Below are 17,952 nucleotides of genomic sequence, written 5' to 3'. Positions count from 1 at the left end.
AAACGCAGCCGATATCTAAACAGCCCAGGTCAGAGTGCACTGCCGTACAGGCAGCTTAGAAATCAAACCGGGCAAGGGCGGGAAAGGTATACCGGTGCACTGCCGTACAGGCAGCTTAGAAAGTCACGCATGCGCTGGTCTGGTTTCGCTCAGGGTGCACTGCCGTACAGGCAGCTTAGAAAATCAGGATGACCACCAGCCTTTTCACGCCATCGTGCACTGCCGTACAGGCAGCTTAGAAAGCCACCGTGAACGCGACGATATCGACTACCCGGTGCACTGCCGTACAGGCAGCTAAGAAAGAACTGGACAGCACCCTGCGCATCCCGTCAATGTGCACTGCCGTACTGGCAGCTTAGCAAAATAGAAAATAAGGCCTTTACACCTCTTACTCTCTGCACTGTCGAACAGACAGCACCTTAGCTGAAACGAAACTCAAACAGTTGCTCAAATAATCGACTGCGCTAACAAAAAAATAAGGCCGGGATATTCCCGGCCTTATTTAATATTCATCTGCCATTACAGGCGAAAACAATTAGCGACTACGGAAGACAATGCGGCCTTTGCTCAGGTCGTACGGGGTCAGTTCAACAGTCACTTTGTCGCCCGTCAAAATGCGGATATAGTTTTTGCGCATTTTACCGGAGATGTGCGCAGTTACCACGTGACCGTTTTCCAGTTCTACGCGAAACATGGTATTAGGCAACGTATCAAGTACGGTACCCTGCATTTCAATATTGTCTTCTTTGGCCATCTAATCCTCTGGGGTATCACTACCAAGTTTTGAACCGGCAAGATAATGCCGAAATTCATCAATTAAGTAAAGAATTGCGCGTTTAAAACGCAGCAAAACAGTTTCAGCGCATTGCCCAAGCGTCACGGTACAACCGAACGGAAAGCGCATTCGTAAAGGGGAACAACAGGATAAACGTCAGGACGTTATCTGAAGCGGGGGTCCCAAACGGCGGCGGGGCAACAGGCAGAAGCTACTCTGCGGCATAATTATAACACCCTCATAAAAAATATGCGGAAAACATTTAGGCATCGGGCATAAAGAGCGCTCTGGGGATCCAAAAATCGCGCGGAAGGGTCTCAGCGCGGCACCGATCCAGATGTTCGATGTAGTGTCGACGGGAGATTTCAACGGCACCGAGCGAGGCGGTGTGCTCGTTCAGCACCTGACAATCCATCAGCTGTCCACCGCGCCGGGCAAATTCCTCGCAAAAAACCAGCAGCGCGGTTTTCGAGGCGTTGGTGGCGCGGGAGAACATCGATTCACCGCAGAACAGCGTGCCCTGCGCCACGCCGTACATGCCGCCAACGAGATCCTCGCCGTGCCACACTTCGACGGAATGCGCGTAGCCCAGCTCGTGTAGCTGATGGTAGGCAATAATGATATCGCGGGTTATCCAGGTGCCTTCGTGACGATCTTCAGCGCATCCTTCAATGACCTGCCCGAAGGCGTGATTAAGCGTGACGCGATAGGGTGATTTTGCGTGAAAGCGCTTCATGCTGCGGCTCAAGTGAAACTGCCCAGGCCACAGAACGGCTCGCGGGTCGGGAGACCACCATAAAATCGGGTCGCCGGGAGAAAACCACGGGAAAATACCGCGCTGGTAAGCCATTAAGAGCCGTGCCGGGCTGAGATCGCCGCCCAGCGCCAGCAGGCCGTTAGGTTCACGTAGCGCTCCCTCCGGGGAAGGGAACGCAATATTATGGCGAGAAAGCTGGACCAGGCGCATGACAACGTAACTCCAGTACGCGAGTGAGGACGCTACAAATATAGCCTACAGACGCTGTTTAAACTGGTAGTAGCGACCCTGTTTTGCCAGCAGCTCTGCGTGACTACCTTGCTCAATAATGTGTCCGTTGTCCATCACAATTATGCGATCGAAACTCGCGAGTCCACGCAGGCGGTGTGTGACCATCAGCACGGTTTTGCCTTTCATCACGTTTGCCAGTAAATCAAGAATTTGGCTCTCGGTTGTCGCGTCCAGACCTTCCGTTGGCTCATCGAGCAGCATCAGCGGCGCGTCGTGCAGCAGCGCCCGGGCAATCGCCAGACGGCGAAGCTCACCGCCGGAGAGCTGGCGACCCCCTTCACCGAGCCAGGCGTTGAGTCCGTCATCCTCAAGCAGCTTGTGCAGCCCGACCTGCTCAAGCATCCCCCGTAGCGCATCGTCAGAGGCCGCTGGCGCAGCGAGAAGGAGGTTGTCGCGTAGCGTGGCGCTGAACAGATGCACCCGCTGGGGCACGACGCTGACGGTTTTACGCAAGGCCGCTTCGCTAAAGTCAGCCAGCCGGGTATCGTTAAAGCGAATCTCACCCTGCTGCGGGTCCCACGCGCGCGTAAGAAGCTGCAGAAGCGTTGATTTTCCACATCCCGTGCGGCCAAGGATCGCGATGCGCTGCCCGGCGTTTACGGAAAGCGTGATGCCTTCCAGCGCGTTTTGCGCCTGCCTGTCATAGGCGAAAGTGACATCGCTGAGCGTTAGCGCCACCTGCTCCGGTACCGCGGTTTCTCCGCTGCTGAACTTCACTTCCGGCTCCTGCTCCGCAATATCCGTTATGCGTAGTGCAGAGGCAATAACCTGACCCAGATGCTGAAACGCACCCGTAACCGGGGCTAAAGCTTCAAAGGCGGCAAGGGCGCAGAAAACAAACAGCGCAATCAGCGGGCCCGGCTGGGCGTTACCGCCCACGCCGCCGGAGGCCATCCAGAGCATGGCGATGACGGCAATACCGCCGATTAACATCATCAGCGCCTGAGAGAACGCGGTCAGCTCAGACTGGCGGCGCTGGGCCTCGTGCCAGTTAAGCTCGGTGCTTTCCATCCGGGCGCGGTAGCGCTTGCTGGCACCAAAGATGCTCAGTTCGGCCTGACCCTGCAGCCAGGAGGTGAGCTGCTGGCGATACTCACCGCGCAGACGCGTCAGGTTTTCCCCAGTGGTTTTACCGGCGCGATAAAACAGCGGCGGTAAAATAATCAGCGTCATCAGCATGATGCCGCCCAGGGTCAGCGCGATGGGAACATCCAGAATACACAGCCCCAGCGTGACCACCACGATCACCACAAACGCGCCCACCATGGGTGAAATTACGCGCAGGTAGAGGTGATCCAGCGTATCCACATCCGCGACCACGCGGTTGAGCAACTCGCCCTGACGAAAACGCGCCAGCCCGGCAGGGGAGAGGGGCAGAAGCTTGCTGAAGGTGTAAATACGCAGGTGTTGCAGGACGCGGAAGGTCGCGTCGTGGCTGACAAGACGCTCGAAGTAACGCCCGGCGGTTCGGGTAATCGCGGTGCCGCGTACGCCTGCGGCAGGAAGCATGTAGTTGAAGCTGTACAGCCCGGCGAAGCCCACCGCCGCAGACGCGGAAAGGAACCAGCCGGAAAGCGTAAGCAGGCCGATGCTGGCAAGCAGGGTGACGATAGCCAGCACAATGCCGAGCGTCAGCATCCATTTGTGGCGTTTGTACAGTGCGAGATAGGGAAGCAGGGCGCGCATCAGATGTCCTCCTGACGATTCGCCAGCAGGGCGGCAAACGGGCCCTGCGCGGCAACAAGCGCGGCATAATCGCCTTGCTCAACGAGTTGACCGTTATCCATCACCCAAATCTGGTCCCAGTCGGCGATGCCTTCAAGCTGGTGGGTGACCATCAGCGTGGTTTGCTGCTGTGATGCGGCGTTAAGCGCATCCATTACGCGCTGCTCGCTGTGGGCATCCAGGCTGGCCGCGGGTTCGTCCAGCAGCATCAGCTGACAGGGGTTCAGCAACGCACGGGCCACCGCAACGCGCTGCGCCTGGCCGACCGACAGCCCGGCAGACTGATCGCCCACCACGGTATCAACACCCTGCGGCAGCAGCGGTAAAAATTCGCTGACCCAGGCGCGATCGAGAACCGACTGCAGTTCATCTTCACGCGCGTCCGGGCGCGCGAGGAGCACGTTTTCACGCAGCGTTGAGGCAGGCAGCTGTGGGTTTTGCCCCACCCAGCTCAGCTGCTTACGCCAGGCTTCGGGATCGAGCTCGCGCAGCTCCGTTTTATTCACGCGCAGGGATCCGGTGTAGGCCATAAAGCCTGACAACGCGTTCAGCAGCGAGCTTTTACCCGAGCCGCTGGTGCCCACCAGCACGACCCGTTGACCCGCAGGCAGGGTAAAGTTCAGTGGACCAGCCAGCACCTTGCCTTCAGGCGACAGGATGGAAAAATCCTGCGCTTCAAGGGTAACGGGATCGCTGGTATTCAGCGTGACTTCACCGCGCTCCGGATGCGCCAGCGGCGTTTCCATGAAGGTTTTCAGGCTATCGGCAGCGCCCACCGCCTGCGCTTTGGCGTGATAGAAGGTGCCGAGATCGCGCAATGGCTGGAAAAATTCCGGGGCCAGGATCAGTGCCAGGAATCCGGCAGAAAGCGTCACCGCCGTACCGTAGTGGCCGAAATCCAGCGCGCCGAGATAGGAGAAGCCAAAGTAGACCGCCACCAGGGCAATTGACAGGGAGGTGAAGAATTCGAGCACGCCGGAAGAGAGGAACGCCAGGCGCAGGACCTCCATGGTGCGCTGACGGAAGTCCTGGGACGCCAGGCGAATGTTTTCGGTTTCCGCCTCACCGCGACCAAAGATACGCAGCGTTTCCATACCGCGCAGGCGATCGAGGAAATGTCCGCTCAGCCGACCCAGCGCCAGGAAGTTGCGGCGGTTAGCATCTGCCGCGCCCATACCGACCATTGCCATAAACAGCGGGATCAGCGGGGCGGTGCCCAGCAGGATCAGTGCCGCCACCCAGTTGACCGGGAAAATGGCGATAACAATCGAAAGGGGCACAAAAACCGCCAGCGCCATCTGGGGAAGATAGCGCGCATAGTAATCGTGCATATCGTCGATTTGCTCAAGGATCAGCGTCGCCCAGCTGCCGGCCGGTTTACCCTGGATCCACGCAGGCCCGGCTTCAGAAAGCCGGTCAAGCACCTTGCGCCGGATTTCATAGCGGATGTGCTGTCCGGCATGGAACCCAACCCGCTCACGCAGCCAGACGACCCACGCACGCAGAACGAAAACCAGCACCAGAACGATAAAAGGCAACAGCAGCGCCTCGCGCGGGATGTTCTCCATAATCATATGGTTGAGAATGCGGGCCAGCAGCCATGCCTGGGCAACAATCAACAGACCGCTGATAAATCCCAGAATGCGGGAGATCATAAGCCAGCGGCGGGAAAGAACGCTTTGCTGTTTGAGCCAGCGTGTTAACTCTTGTTGACGGGTTTTTTCCATTGCGTATTTTGCAGGTGACGTTATAAGAAATTAGACATCTGCATGTTACACGTGGGGAAAAATAAAGGCGACCAGTGGCCGCCTTTATTTACGTTTGTTACTGACTTGTAAAGATTATTTACCCTGTTCAGCCAGCCCATCCAGATAGCGTTCAGCGTCCAGCGCGGCCATACAGCCGGTGCCCGCAGAGGTGATCGCCTGACGATAAATATGGTCCATCACGTCGCCTGCTGCGAAGACGCCCGGAACGCTGGTCTGCGTGGCGTTGCCGTGGATCCCGGACTGCACTTTAATGTAGCCGTTTTCCAGCTCCAGCTGGCCTTCGAAGATAGCCGTGTTCGGGCTGTGGCCGATCGCCACAAACAGGCCAGCCACTTCCAGCGTTTCGACGTTATCGGTATTCTGGGTATCGCGGATACGCAGACCCGCCACGCCCATCTGATCGCCGGTCACTTCTTCCAGAGTACGGTTGGTGTGCAGCACAATGTTGCCGCTCGCCACTTTGTCCATCAGTCGTTTGATCAGGATCTTTTCCGCGCGGAAGGTGTCGCGACGGTGGATCAGGTGTACTTCAGAGGCGATGTTCGCCAGATACAGCGCTTCTTCCACAGCGGTGTTGCCGCCGCCGATAACCGCGACTTTCTGGTTGCGATAGAAGAAACCGTCGCAGGTTGCGCAGGCAGAGACGCCGCGGCCTTTAAAGGCTTCTTCAGACGGCAGGCCGAGATAGCGGGCAGAGGCGCCCGTGGCGACGATCAGCGCATCGCAGGTGTATTCACCGTTGTCGCCCGTCAAACGGAACGGACGGTTCTGTAGATCCACTTTATTAATGTGATCGAACAGAATTTCGGTTTCGAATTTAGTGGCATGCTCGTGCATGCGCTCCATCAGCAGCGGCCCGGTCAGGTCGTTCGGGTTGCCCGGCCAGTTTTCCACTTCCGTGGTGGTGGTCAGCTGACCGCCTTTTTCCATACCGGTAATCAGTACCGGCTGCAGGTTAGCGCGTGCAGCATAGACCGCTGCGGTATATCCCGCAGGTCCAGAACCAAGGATTAGCAGCTTACTGTGTTTGGTCGTGCCCATGAGATCCCCATTGTTGTTGGCAGGCAATGGGCTGGATTGTAGGGAATTTGTTGCCGTAAAAAAAGAGCGCCGCAGTTTTGCTTCCGATATATGCAATAGCCGCGCCCGATGGATCTGCCGCGTTCACATTACGTCTGCTACTGAAAAGCGCTCGTTTATAAGGCAGAAAAATGAGGATTAATACCCCTCCGTAATGAATATCCGGCATCTTGTACTAAAAATCGATGTTTTGCTTTGACAATCCCCTGCGCTTTTGCGAAAACATTCAAGGAAGAAAAAAAGACGCGTGTACGGGATGTCGCATAGACATGCACGTAAATGCCATTTTTACCGGGTCAGTGAAATCTACGCATGGTGTGGACAGACGCCATACGTGATGTCTGTGACTGCCTTCAGGCAACGGTCTTCTTACCGCAGAACCCGAATCCACATCGCGTCTAATACATAACCATGCGATGTGATAAATAACGGGTACAGGCTCTGAACAGTGATGTGCACAGGGTCCAGGCAGGAGTAGGGAAGGAATACAGAGAGACAATAATAATGGTAGATAGCAAGAAGCGCCCTGGCAAAGATCTCGACCGTATCGATCGTAACATTCTTAATGAATTGCAAAAGGATGGGCGTATTTCCAACGTCGAGCTTTCAAAACGTGTGGGACTTTCCCCGACGCCGTGCCTTGAGCGTGTGCGTCGACTGGAAAGACAGGGTTTTATTCAGGGCTATACGGCTCTGTTGAACCCGCATTATCTGGATGCCTCACTTCTGGTATTTGTTGAGATTACTCTGAATCGTGGTGCACCGGATGTGTTTGAGCAATTTAACGCCGCTGTACAAAAACTTGAAGAAATTCAAGAGTGTCATCTGGTTTCCGGTGATTTCGACTACCTGTTGAAAACCCGCGTGCCTGATATGTCCGCCTACCGTAAGCTGCTGGGCGAAACCCTGCTGCGTCTGCCAGGCGTGAACGACACCCGTACTTATGTGGTGATGGAAGAGGTCAAACAGAGCAATCGTCTGGTTATTAAGACGCGCTAACACGGAACAGGTGCAAAATCAGTGTAGTTTGATTACACTCCTGTTAATCCATACAGCAACAGTGCCGGGGACACCCGGCGCTGTTGTCCGTTTTAGCAAACAGGCAGGACATGCCTGATACCTGGAGAGCCTTTCTTGAGCCAGGAATACACTGAAGACAAAGAAGTCACATTATCTAAGCTAAGCAGCGGACGTCGTCTCCTTGAGGCGTTACTGATCGTTATTGCCCTTTTTGCCGTCTGGCTGATGGCTGCCTTACTCAGTTTTAACCCCTCCGATCCCAGCTGGTCGCAAACCGCATGGCATGAGCCTATCCATAACTTAGGCGGCGTGCCCGGCGCCTGGCTTGCGGATACGCTGTTCTTTATTTTCGGTGTAATGGCGTACACCATTCCCGTCATCATTATTGGCGGATGCTGGTTTGCCTGGCGTCATCGGCAGAATGACGACTACATCGACTACTTTGCCGTTTCGCTACGCCTGATAGGCGCGCTGGCGCTCATCCTCACCTCCTGTGGGCTGGCGGCGATTAACGCTGATGATATCTGGTACTTCGCCTCCGGTGGGGTGATTGGCAGCCTGTTGAGCTCCGCCCTGCAGCCGATGCTTCACAGCAGCGGCGGCACGCTGGCGCTGCTCTGTATCTGGGCGGCAGGGCTGACGCTGTTTACCGGCTGGTCCTGGGTGAGCATCGCTGAAAAAATTGGCAGCTTTATCCTGACCTTTCTGACATTTGCCAGCAACCGCACGCGTCGTGACGATACGTGGGTCGATGAAGACGAATACGAAGATGAGTATGAAGAAGACGATGCGCCCGCCGAGCGTCGCGAGTCCCGTCGCGCGCGTATCCTGCGAGGTGCCCTGGCGCGCCGCCAGCGCGTTGCCGAAAAATTTGCTAACCCGTTAGGCCGTAAAACGGATGCCGCGCTTTTCTCCGGCAAGCGCATGGATGAAGAGGAGCAGATTGAGTATCGCGGTGCGGCCGTGGATCCTGATGACGTACTTTTCTCCGGCAATCGAGCTACCCCTGGCGAGTATGACGAGTACGATCCGCTGCTGAATGGCCATTCCGTTACTGAACCGGTAGCCGCTGCGGCCGCTGCAACCACGGCCGCGCAGGCCTATGCTGCGCCCGTTGAAGCCGTGATGCCGTCCTCGCCAGTTCCGGCGCCGGAGTCCGTGATTCAGCAGCCGCAGGTCGACTGGCAAACCGCGCCTGGCGTTCATACGCCGGAGCCAACCATTGCGCCAGAGCCTGAAAGCTACATCCCAGTCCAGCAGGAGCAGTGGCAACAAGCTTATCAGCCGCCCGAGCCTGTCAGCGAGCCGCAACAACCGTATCAGGCTTATGCACCTGAACACGTTGAGCCTGAACAGCCATACGTTGCGCCGCAGCCTGAGCCTGAAGTGGTTGAAGAAGCGAAGCCGTCTCGTCCGCCGCTGTACTATTTTGAAGAAGTGGAAGAGCGCCGTGCCCGCGAGCGCGAGCAGCTTGCCGCCTGGTATCAGCCCGTACCTGAGCCGGTACAGGAGCCTGCTGCAAAAGCCCCTTCCGCGGCCGTTCCTCCTGTTGAGCCAGCGCCAGCCGTTGCTTCCGCAACTGAAACCCTGAAGCAGGCAACCGCCGCCGCCGCCGCGTCCGCTCCGTTATTCAGCCCGGCGACTGACGGTACGCCGCGTCCTCAGGTGAAAGAGGGGATTGGTCCTCAACTGCCGCGCCCTAATCGCGTTCGCGTACCGACCCGCCGCGAGCTGGCGTCGTACGGCATCAAACTGCCTTCACAGCGTATGGCGGAAGTGAAAGCGCGTGAGAATGAATACGACGATGATGCTGACGAACAGCATCAGGACGAGCTGGCGCGTCAGTTCGCCGCCCAGCAGAATCAGCGCTATGGCGACGAGTATCAACACGATGTTCACCCCCGTCAGGATGAGGATGATGCAGCCGAAGCGGAATTAGCGCGTCAGTTCGCGGCAACGCAGCAGCAGCGTTATTCCGGCGAGCAGCCGTCGGGGGCAAACCCGTTCTCGCTGTCGGATTTTGAATTTTCACCGATGAAAGATCTGGTGGATGACGGGCCGAGCGAACCGCTGTTCACGCCGGGCGTGATGCCAGACGTTGAACCGGTGCGTCAGACGCCGCAGCCACAGGCTCATGTTCAGCCGCAGCAGCCGGCACCGCAGGCTCATGTTCAGCCGCAGCAGCCGGCCCAACCGCCGCAGTTCCAGCAGCCAGCCCCACAGCCGCAGGAGAGCCTGATTCACCCGCTGCTGATGCGTAATGGTGACAGCCGTCCGCTGCAGCGCCCAAGCACGCCGCTGCCGTCTCTGGATCTGTTAACGCCGCCGCCGGCAGAAGTCGAGCCGGTGGATACCTTTGCCCTTGAGCAGATGGCTCGTCTCGTTGAAGCGCGTCTGGCTGATTTCCGCATCAAGGCTGATGTAGTGAACTATTCGCCAGGCCCGGTAATCACCCGTTTCGAACTGAACCTGGCGCCGGGCGTAAAAGCAGCGCGTATTTCAAACCTGTCCCGTGACCTGGCGCGTTCCCTGTCGACCGTGGCGGTGCGCGTGGTGGAGGTCATTCCAGGCAAACCTTACGTTGGCCTTGAGCTGCCAAACAAGAAACGCCAGACCGTTTATCTGCGTGAGGTTCTGGATAACACCAAATTCCGCGATAACCCGTCTCCGCTGACCGTGGTGCTGGGTAAAGATATCGCTGGCGATCCGGTCGTTGCCGATCTCGCGAAGATGCCCCACCTGCTGGTTGCGGGTACTACCGGCTCCGGTAAATCGGTCGGCGTGAACGCCATGATCCTCAGTATGCTCTACAAGGCGCAGCCTGAAGATGTACGCTTCATCATGATCGACCCCAAAATGCTCGAGCTGTCCGTCTACGAAGGCATTCCGCACCTGTTAACGGAAGTGGTAACCGACATGAAGGACGCCGCCAACGCATTGCGCTGGAGCGTTAATGAAATGGAGCGTCGCTACAAGCTGATGTCGGCGCTGGGCGTGCGTAACCTGGCCGGCTATAACGAGAAAATCGCCGAGGCGGCGCGCATGGGCCGTCCGATTCCGGACCCATACTGGAAGCCGGGTGACAGCATGGATGCCCAGCATCCGGTTCTGGAAAAACTGCCTTACATCGTGGTGCTGGTGGATGAATTTGCCGGCCTGATGATGACCGTCGGTAAGAAAGTGGAAGAACTCATCGCGCGTCTGGCACAGAAAGCGCGTGCGGCGGGTATTCACCTGGTGCTGGCAACGCAGCGTCCGTCCGTGGACGTCATCACGGGTCTTATTAAGGCAAACATCCCAACCCGTATCGCGTTTACCGTGTCGAGCAAAATCGACTCGCGTACTATCCTTGACCAGGGCGGTGCTGAATCGCTGCTGGGGATGGGTGATATGCTCTATTCTGGCCCGAATTCCACCTCTCCGGTGCGTGTTCACGGCGCGTTTGTTCGCGATCAGGAAGTTCACGCCGTGGTGCAGGACTGGAAAGCGCGCGGACGTCCGCAGTACGTGGACGGCATTACCTCCGACAGCGAAAGCGAAGGCGGCGGCGGTGGCTTTGACGGCGGTGAAGAGCTGGATCCGTTATTTGACCAGGCGGTTAACTTCGTCACCGAAAAGCGTAAAGCCTCTATCTCTGGCGTACAGCGTCAGTTCCGTATCGGCTACAACCGCGCGGCGCGTATCATTGAGCAAATGGAAGCTCAGGGCATCGTCAGCGAGCAGGGACATAACGGCAACCGTGAAGTGCTGGCGCCGCCGCCGTTTGAATAACCTTCAGCGATTGCAAAGAAGGGTAAATCAGCAAAAATTAAGCATATTCTTCTGTCGCCTGCCTTCGGGCAGGTCCAGAATGGAAACGGAAACCCCATATCGGGAAGACGTATTTTAAGGAATAACAATGAAAAAAATCGCCATCGCCTGTGCATTACTCTCCAGTTTTGTTGCCAGCAGCGTCTGGGCTGATGCGGCCAGCGACCTTAAAAGCCGACTGGACAAAGTAAGCAGCTTCCACGCCAGCTTCACGCAAAAAGTGACTGACGGCAGCGGCAACGCGGTGCAGGAAGGTCAGGGGGATTTGTGGGTGAAACGCCCGAACCTGTTCAACTGGCATATGACCCAGCCGGACGAGAGCGTTCTGGTCTCTGACGGTAAAACTCTGTGGTTCTACAACCCGTTTGTTGAGCAGGCGACCGCTACCTGGCTGAAAGATGCCACCAGCAATACCCCGTTTATGCTGATCGCTCGTAACCAGACCAGCGACTGGCAGCAGTACAACATCAAACAAAACGGTGATGAGTTTGTCCTGACGCCTAAAGGCAGTAACGGCAACCTGAAGCAGTTCACCATCAACGTGAGCAGCAACGGTACCATCAACCAGTTCGGTGCGGTTGAGCAGGACGATCAGCGCAGTAGCTATCAGCTTAAGTCTCAGCAAAACGGCGCTGTAGACGCATCAAAATTCACCTTTACCCCGCCGCAGGGCGTAACGGTGGACGACCAACGCAATAAGTGAGAGGCGTGAGTGAGCAATCTGTCGCTCGATTTTTCAGATAATGCGTTTCAACCTCTGGCCGCCCGTATGCGGCCAGAAAATTTAGCGCAGTACATCGGCCAGCAACATCTGCTGGCTGCGGGGAAACCCTTGCCGCGCGCTATTGAAGCGGGGCATCTGCACTCCATGATCCTCTGGGGCCCTCCCGGAACCGGTAAAACCACTCTCGCTGAAGTTATCGCCCGTTATGCCAGTGCGGATGTCGAACGCATTTCGGCCGTCACGTCGGGCGTGAAAGAGATCCGCGAGGCGATCGAGCGGGCGCGACAAAACCGCAATGCCGGACGTCGCACCATTCTGTTTGTCGACGAAGTTCACCGCTTCAACAAGAGCCAGCAGGATGCCTTCCTGCCGCACATTGAAGACGGCACGATTTTCTTCATCGGCGCGACTACCGAAAACCCGTCGTTTGAGCTGAACTCCGCGCTGCTTTCCCGTGCTCGTGTTTATCTGCTTAAGTCGCTGACCACGGAAGATATCGAAAAGGTTCTGACGCAGGCGATGGAGGACAAGGCCCGCGGCTACGGCGGGCAGGATATCGTTCTTCCGGATGAAACGCGCCGTGCGATTGCTGAACTGGTGAACGGCGATGCCCGTCGGGCGCTGAACACGCTGGAAATGATGGCCGATATGGCCGAAGTGGACGATGCAGGCAAGCGCGTTTTGAAGCCTGAACTGCTCACCGAAATTGCCGGTGAGCGCAGCGCGCGTTTCGACAATAAAGGCGACCGTTTTTACGATCTGATCTCCGCGCTGCATAAATCCGTGCGCGGCAGCGCCCCGGATGCGGCGCTCTACTGGTACGCGCGTATTATCACCGCAGGTGGCGATCCGCTATACGTCGCGCGTCGCTGCCTGGCGATTGCGTCGGAGGATGTCGGCAATGCCGATCCGCGCGCCATGCAGGTCGCCATCTCCGCCTGGGACTGCTTTACCCGAGTTGGGCCTGCGGAAGGCGAACGCGCCATTGCCCAGGCTATTGTTTATCTGGCCTGCGCGCCGAAAAGTAACGCGGTATACACTGCCTTCAAAGCGGCGATGTCGGATGCGCGCGAGCGTCCGGATTATGATGTACCGGTTCATTTGCGCAATGCACCGACAAAACTGATGAAAGAGATGGGCTACGGGCAGGAGTATCGCTACGCCCATGATGAGCCAAATGCCTACGCCGCCGGAGAGGAATATTTCCCGCAGGAGATGGCACAAACCCGCTATTACCACCCTACAAACAGAGGTCTTGAAGGCAAGATTGGCGAAAAGCTCGCCTGGCTGGCTGGACAGGATCAAAATAGCCCTATAAAACGCTACCGTTAGCTCAGTCGTTGCGGTAATGTTGGCATAGTATCCCTGTGGCCGCAGGCTGTGGCCACTTTTTCCTATTTTAATTCGATAAGCACAGGATAAGCATGCTCGATCCCAATCTGCTGCGTAATGAGCCAGACGCAGTCGCTGAAAAACTGGCACGCCGGGGCTTTAAGCTGGATGTAGATAAGCTGCGCGCTCTTGAAGAGCGTCGTAAAGTTCTGCAGGTACAAACTGAAAATCTGCAGGCAGAGCGTAATTCTCGATCGAAATCCATCGGCCAGGCGAAAGCGCGCGGGGAAGATATTGAGCCATTACGCCTGGAAGTGAACAAGCTGGGTGAAGAGCTGGATCAGGCGAAAGCGGAACTGGACGTTCTTCAGGCCGAAATTCGTGATATCGCGCTGGCGATCCCGAACATTCCTGACGACAGCGTGCCTGTCGGCAAAGACGAGAACGACAACGTTGAGGTGAAACGCTGGGGTACGCCTCGCGAGTTCGACTTCGAGGTTCGCGATCACGTGACCCTGGGCGAAATGCACGCGGGCCTGGACTTTGCGGCTGCGGTTAAGCTGACCGGGTCTCGTTTCGTGGTGATGAAAGGTCAGATCGCTCACCTGCACCGCGCGCTGGCGCAGTTCATGCTGGATCTGCACACCGAACAGCACGGCTATAGCGAAACCTACGTTCCGTATCTGGTTAACCACGATACGCTGTACGGTACGGGCCAGCTGCCGAAATTTGCCGGCGATCTGTTCCATACCCGTCCGCTGGACGAGGAAGCAGACAGCAGCAACTACGCGCTGATCCCAACGGCGGAAGTGCCGCTGACTAACCTCGTGCGTGATGAAATCATTGACGAAGACGATCTGCCAATCAAGCTGACCGCGCACTCTCCGTGCTTCCGTTCTGAAGCGGGTTCTTACGGCCGTGATACCCGCGGTCTGATCCGTATGCACCAGTTCGATAAAGTTGAAATGGTGCAGATCGTTCGTCCGGAAACGTCCATGGACGCGCTGGAAGAGATGACCGGCCACGCGGAAAAAGTGCTGGAGCTGCTGGGCCTGCCGTACCGCCGTATGGCGCTGTGCACGGGTGATATGGGCTTCGGTGCCTGTAAAACCTTCGACCTGGAAGTCTGGGTGCCTGCGCAGAACACCTACCGTGAAATCTCCTCCTGCTCTAACGTCTGGGATTTCCAGGCGCGTCGCATGCAGGCTCGTTGCCGCAGCAAATCCGACAAGAAAACCCGTCTGGTGCATACCCTGAACGGCTCCGGTCTGGCTGTAGGGCGTACGCTGGTTGCGGTGATGGAAAACTACCAGCAGGCAGACGGCCGAATTGAGATCCCTGAAGTGCTGCGCCCTTATATGAAAGGCCAGCAGTACATCGGTTAATAACCTGCTTTAAAACAAAAAAGCGCCTCAGGGCGCTTTTTTTATGCCTGTGATTTGATACGACGCAATACCCCCTCCCTCTAAAGTAGTAATACTCCTTTGAATGAAAGACAGCATAAAAAACTGAAAACGAAAAGATTCGTTGTAAATAAATCTATATAGCGGTTTCCGCCGCCTCTCTTTTCTTTGTGAGCAACCAAAGTGAGTCTTTATGAAAATCAAAGCGCCTGAAGCGTTAATGGCTGCCGAGGTCACTCGCCGTGGGTTGATGAAAACCACGGCAATCGGTGGCCTGGCCGTAGCCAGCAGCGCCTTTACGCTCCCTTTTACCCGACTGGCGTCGGCGGCGGAGGCTCTGTCTCCAGCCTCAGGTCCGGAAAAAGTGGTGTGGAGTGCCTGTACCGTCAACTGCGGTAGCCGCTGTCCGCTGCGCATGCACGTCGTGGACGGTGAAATCAAATATGTCGAAACCGACAATACCGGTGACGATAGCTACGAAGGGTTACACCAGGTGCGGGCATGTCTGCGTGGCCGCTCAATGCGCCGACGTGTTTATAATCCGGATCGTCTGAAATATCCGATGAAGCGCGTCGGCAAGCGTGGGGAAGGAAAGTTCGAGCGCATCAGCTGGGACGAAGCCTACGATATCATCGCGACGAACATGCAGCGCCTGATTAAAGAGTACGGCAACGAGTCCATCTACCTGAACTACGGCACCGGGACGCTTGGCGGTACCATGACCCGCTCCTGGCCGCCGGGTAAGACGCTGGTGGCGCGCCTGATGAACTGCTGTGGCGGCTACCTTAACCACTATGGTGACTACTCTTCTGCGCAAATCGCTGCGGGCCTGAACTACACCTATGGCGGCTGGGCAGACGGTAACAGTCCGTCCGATATCGAAAACAGCAAGCTGGTGGTGCTGTTCGGTAACAACCCGGGTGAAACCCGCATGAGCGGCGGTGGGGTAACGTATTACCTGGAGCAGGCCCGGGCTAAATCCAATGCCCGCATGATCATCATCGATCCGCGTTATACCGATACCGGGGCAGGGCGAGAAGATGAGTGGATCCCAATCCGTCCGGGGACCGATGCGGCGCTGGTAAACGCGCTGGCGTATGTGATGATCACCGAAAACCTGGTCGATCAGCCCTTCCTGGATAAATACTGCGTCGGTTACGACGAGAAAACCCTCCCGGCCAGCGCGCCGGCTAACGGACATTACAAAGCCTATATTCTCGGTAAGGGCAGCGACGGCGTAGCGAAAACGCCGGAGTGGGCATCCACCATCACCGGTATTCCCGTCGAACGTATCGTTCAGTTGGGGCGTGAAATTGGATCGGCAAAACCGGCCTATATCAGCCAGGGCTGGGGACCACAGCGTCACGCGAACGGCGAAATCGCCACCCGCGCCATCTCCATGCTGTCAATTTTGACCGGTAACGTGGGTATTCACGGCGGTAACTCCGGCGCGCGTGAAGGCTCCTATTCTCTGCCGTTTGAACGGATGCCGACGCTGGATAACCCGGTTGAGACCAGCATCTCGATGTTTATGTGGACCGACGCGATCGAGCGCGGCCCTGAAATGACCGCGCTGCGCGACGGCGTGCGGGGGAAAGACAAGCTGGACGTGCCGATCAAGATGATCTGGAACTATGCCGGTAACTGTCTGATCAACCAGCACTCTGACATTAACCGCACCCATGACATCCTTCAGGACGACAAGAAGTGCGAAATGATTGTGGTGATTGACTGCCACATGACCTCGTCAGCGAAGTATGCCGATATTCTGCTGCCGGACTGCACCGCGTCTGAGCAGATGGACTTCGCGCTGGACGCCTCCTGCGGCAACATGTCCTACGTGATTTTCACTGATCAGGCCATCAAGCCGCGCTTCGAGTGCAAAACCATCTATGAGATGACCTCCGAACTGGCGAAACGTCTTGGCGTTGAACAGCAGTTCACCGAGGGGCGCACTCAGGAAGGGTGGATGCGCCATCTGCACGAGCTTTCCCGCAAAGCCATTCCTGACCTGCCGGACTTCGATACCTTCCGCAAGCAGGGCATGTACAAGCAGCGCGATCCGCAAGGGCATCATGTGGCGTATAAAGCCTTCCGCGACGATCCGCAGGCGAATCCGCTGACCACGCCGTCGGGCAAAATCGAGATCTACTCCGAAGCGCTGGCAAACATTGCCGCGTCCTGGGAATTGCCGGAAGGGGACGTTATCGATCCGCTGCCGATCTACACCCCCGGATTTGAAAACTACAACGATCCGCTGACGGAGAAATTCCCGCTACAGCTGACCGGTTTCCACTATAAGGCTCGCGTGCACTCCACCTACGGCAACGTTGACGTGCTGAAAGCCGCATGCCGGCAGGAAATGTGGATCAACCCGATGGATGCGAAAGCGCGCGGCATCAGTAATGGCGATCGCGTTCGCATCTTCAACGGGCGTGGAGAGGTGCATATCGAAGCGAAAGTGACTCCGCGCATGATGCCTGGCGTAGTCGCGCTGGGGGAAGGGGCCTGGTATAACCCGGATGCAAACCGTATTGACCAGGCGGGCTGCATCAACGTTCTGACCACGCAGCGCCCGTCGCCGCTGGCGAAGGGCAACCCGTCCCACACAAACCTCGTTCAGGTTGAAAAGGCGTAAGGAGTAACCGATGACAACCCAGTATGGATTTTTTATTGATTCCAGCCGGTGCACCGGGTGCAAAACCTGCGAGCTGGCCTGTAAGGACTACAAAGACTTAACCCCGGACGTCAGCTTCCGCCGTATTTACGAATACGCGGGCGGAGACTGGCAGGAGGATAACGGCGTCTGGCATCAGAACGTCTTTGCCTACTATCTGTCGATTGCCTGCAATCACTGCGAAGATCCGGCCTGCACCAAGGTCTGCCCGAGCGGCGCGATGCACAAGCGTGACGACGGTTTTGTGGTGGTGGACGAGGATGTCTGCATCGGCTGCCGCTACTGCCACATGGCCTGCCCGTACGGCGCGCCGCAGTACAACGCCGCCAAAGGCCACATGACCAAGTGCGACGGCTGCCACAGCCGCGTGGCGGACGGCAAAAAGCCGATCTGCGTCGAGTCCTGCCCGCTGCGCGCGCTGGACTTCGGCCCGATTGAGGAGCTGCGCAAGAAGCACGGCCAGCTTGCCGCCGTTGCGCCGCTGCCGTCTGCGCACTTTACGAAGCTGAGCATTGTGATCAAACCTAACGCCAACAGCCGTCCGACGGGTGACACCACCGGCTATCTGGCAAACCCGAAGGAGGTATGA

Annotated in this window: 12 protein-coding genes and 1 CRISPR repeat array (1 of these 13 only partly in view); of the genes, 7 read left to right on the top strand and 5 right to left on the bottom strand. The window is 57.0% G+C overall.

The features are described from left to right. Nucleotides 1-362: direct repeats of the CRISPR family, unit length 28 nt; unit sequence GTGCACTGCCGTACAGGCAGCTTAGAAA (it extends 446 nt beyond the left edge of the window). Nucleotides 363-535: 173 nt separating this feature from the next. From infA to trxB, 5 genes are all read right to left on the bottom strand, one after another. Then, nucleotides 536-754: a translation initiation factor IF-1 gene (gene infA / locus HWQ14_RS19820; RefSeq protein WP_002211347.1), complete on the bottom strand. Its 219-nt coding sequence runs from the start codon at nt 752-754 to the stop codon at nt 536-538. 283 nt (nt 755-1,037) lie between these two features. Continuing rightward, a complete protein-coding gene (gene aat / locus HWQ14_RS19815; RefSeq protein WP_176610739.1) occupies nt 1,038-1,742 on the bottom strand; it encodes a leucyl/phenylalanyl-tRNA--protein transferase in 705 nt (234 codons plus the stop codon). A 45-nt stretch (nt 1,743-1,787) separates the two neighbouring features. Continuing rightward, the gene (cydC, locus tag HWQ14_RS19810) at nt 1,788-3,509 is read right to left on the bottom strand and encodes a heme ABC transporter ATP-binding protein/permease CydC (protein ID WP_176610738.1); all 1,722 of its coding nucleotides are present in this window, start codon (nt 3,507-3,509) and stop codon (nt 1,788-1,790) included. Continuing rightward, on the bottom strand, nt 3,509-5,275 hold the full coding sequence (gene cydD, locus HWQ14_RS19805; protein ID WP_176610737.1) for a heme ABC transporter permease/ATP-binding protein CydD: 1,767 nt from the start codon (nt 5,273-5,275) through the stop codon (nt 3,509-3,511). Before cydD ends, cydC begins: the two co-directional genes overlap by 1 nt. Nucleotides 5,276-5,389: 114 nt before the next feature. Further along, complete coding sequence (trxB, locus tag HWQ14_RS19800; RefSeq protein WP_176610736.1) at nt 5,390-6,358, bottom strand: thioredoxin-disulfide reductase; 969 nt, start codon at nt 6,356-6,358, stop codon at nt 5,390-5,392. Between the two features lie 543 nt (nt 6,359-6,901). On the opposite strand from trxB, the gene lrp reads away from it, so the two are divergent. The 7 genes from lrp to HWQ14_RS19765 all read left to right on the top strand — a co-directional run bounded on the left by lrp (nt 6,902) and on the right by HWQ14_RS19765 (nt 17,952). Next, the gene (lrp, locus tag HWQ14_RS19795) at nt 6,902-7,396 is read left to right on the top strand and encodes a leucine-responsive transcriptional regulator Lrp (protein WP_000228469.1); all 495 of its coding nucleotides are present in this window, start codon (nt 6,902-6,904) and stop codon (nt 7,394-7,396) included. 135 nt (nt 7,397-7,531) lie between these two features. Beyond that, on the top strand, nt 7,532-11,188 hold the full coding sequence (locus tag HWQ14_RS19790) for a DNA translocase FtsK 4TM domain-containing protein (protein WP_176610735.1): 3,657 nt from the start codon (nt 7,532-7,534) through the stop codon (nt 11,186-11,188). A gap of 127 nt (nt 11,189-11,315) precedes the next feature. Next, nucleotides 11,316-11,930: an outer membrane lipoprotein chaperone LolA gene (lolA, locus tag HWQ14_RS19785; protein WP_148418762.1), complete on the top strand. Its 615-nt coding sequence runs from the start codon at nt 11,316-11,318 to the stop codon at nt 11,928-11,930. A gap of 9 nt (nt 11,931-11,939) precedes the next feature. Then, nucleotides 11,940-13,283, top strand: a complete 1,344-nt coding sequence (gene rarA, locus HWQ14_RS19780) for a replication-associated recombination protein RarA (protein ID WP_148418763.1) — start codon at nt 11,940-11,942, stop codon at nt 13,281-13,283. A 92-nt stretch (nt 13,284-13,375) separates the two neighbouring features. Continuing rightward, complete coding sequence (gene serS, locus HWQ14_RS19775) at nt 13,376-14,668, top strand: serine--tRNA ligase (RefSeq protein ID WP_148418764.1); 1,293 nt, start codon at nt 13,376-13,378, stop codon at nt 14,666-14,668. Nucleotides 14,669-14,879: 211 nt separating this feature from the next. After that, a complete protein-coding gene (dmsA, locus tag HWQ14_RS19770; RefSeq protein WP_176610734.1) occupies nt 14,880-17,324 on the top strand; it encodes a dimethylsulfoxide reductase subunit A in 2,445 nt (814 codons plus the stop codon). 10 nt (nt 17,325-17,334) lie between these two features. After that, nucleotides 17,335-17,952, top strand: coding sequence for a DMSO/selenate family reductase complex B subunit (locus tag HWQ14_RS19765; RefSeq protein ID WP_176610733.1), 618 nt, complete (start codon nt 17,335-17,337; stop codon nt 17,950-17,952).

Origin of the sequence: Enterobacter cloacae (genome assembly GCF_013375935.1) — a bacterium.
GTDB lineage: Bacteria > Pseudomonadota > Gammaproteobacteria > Enterobacterales > Enterobacteriaceae > Enterobacter > Enterobacter pasteurii.
The sequence above is the reverse complement of the archived record's forward strand: the minus strand, read 5'-3'. Positions and strand labels throughout refer to the sequence as shown.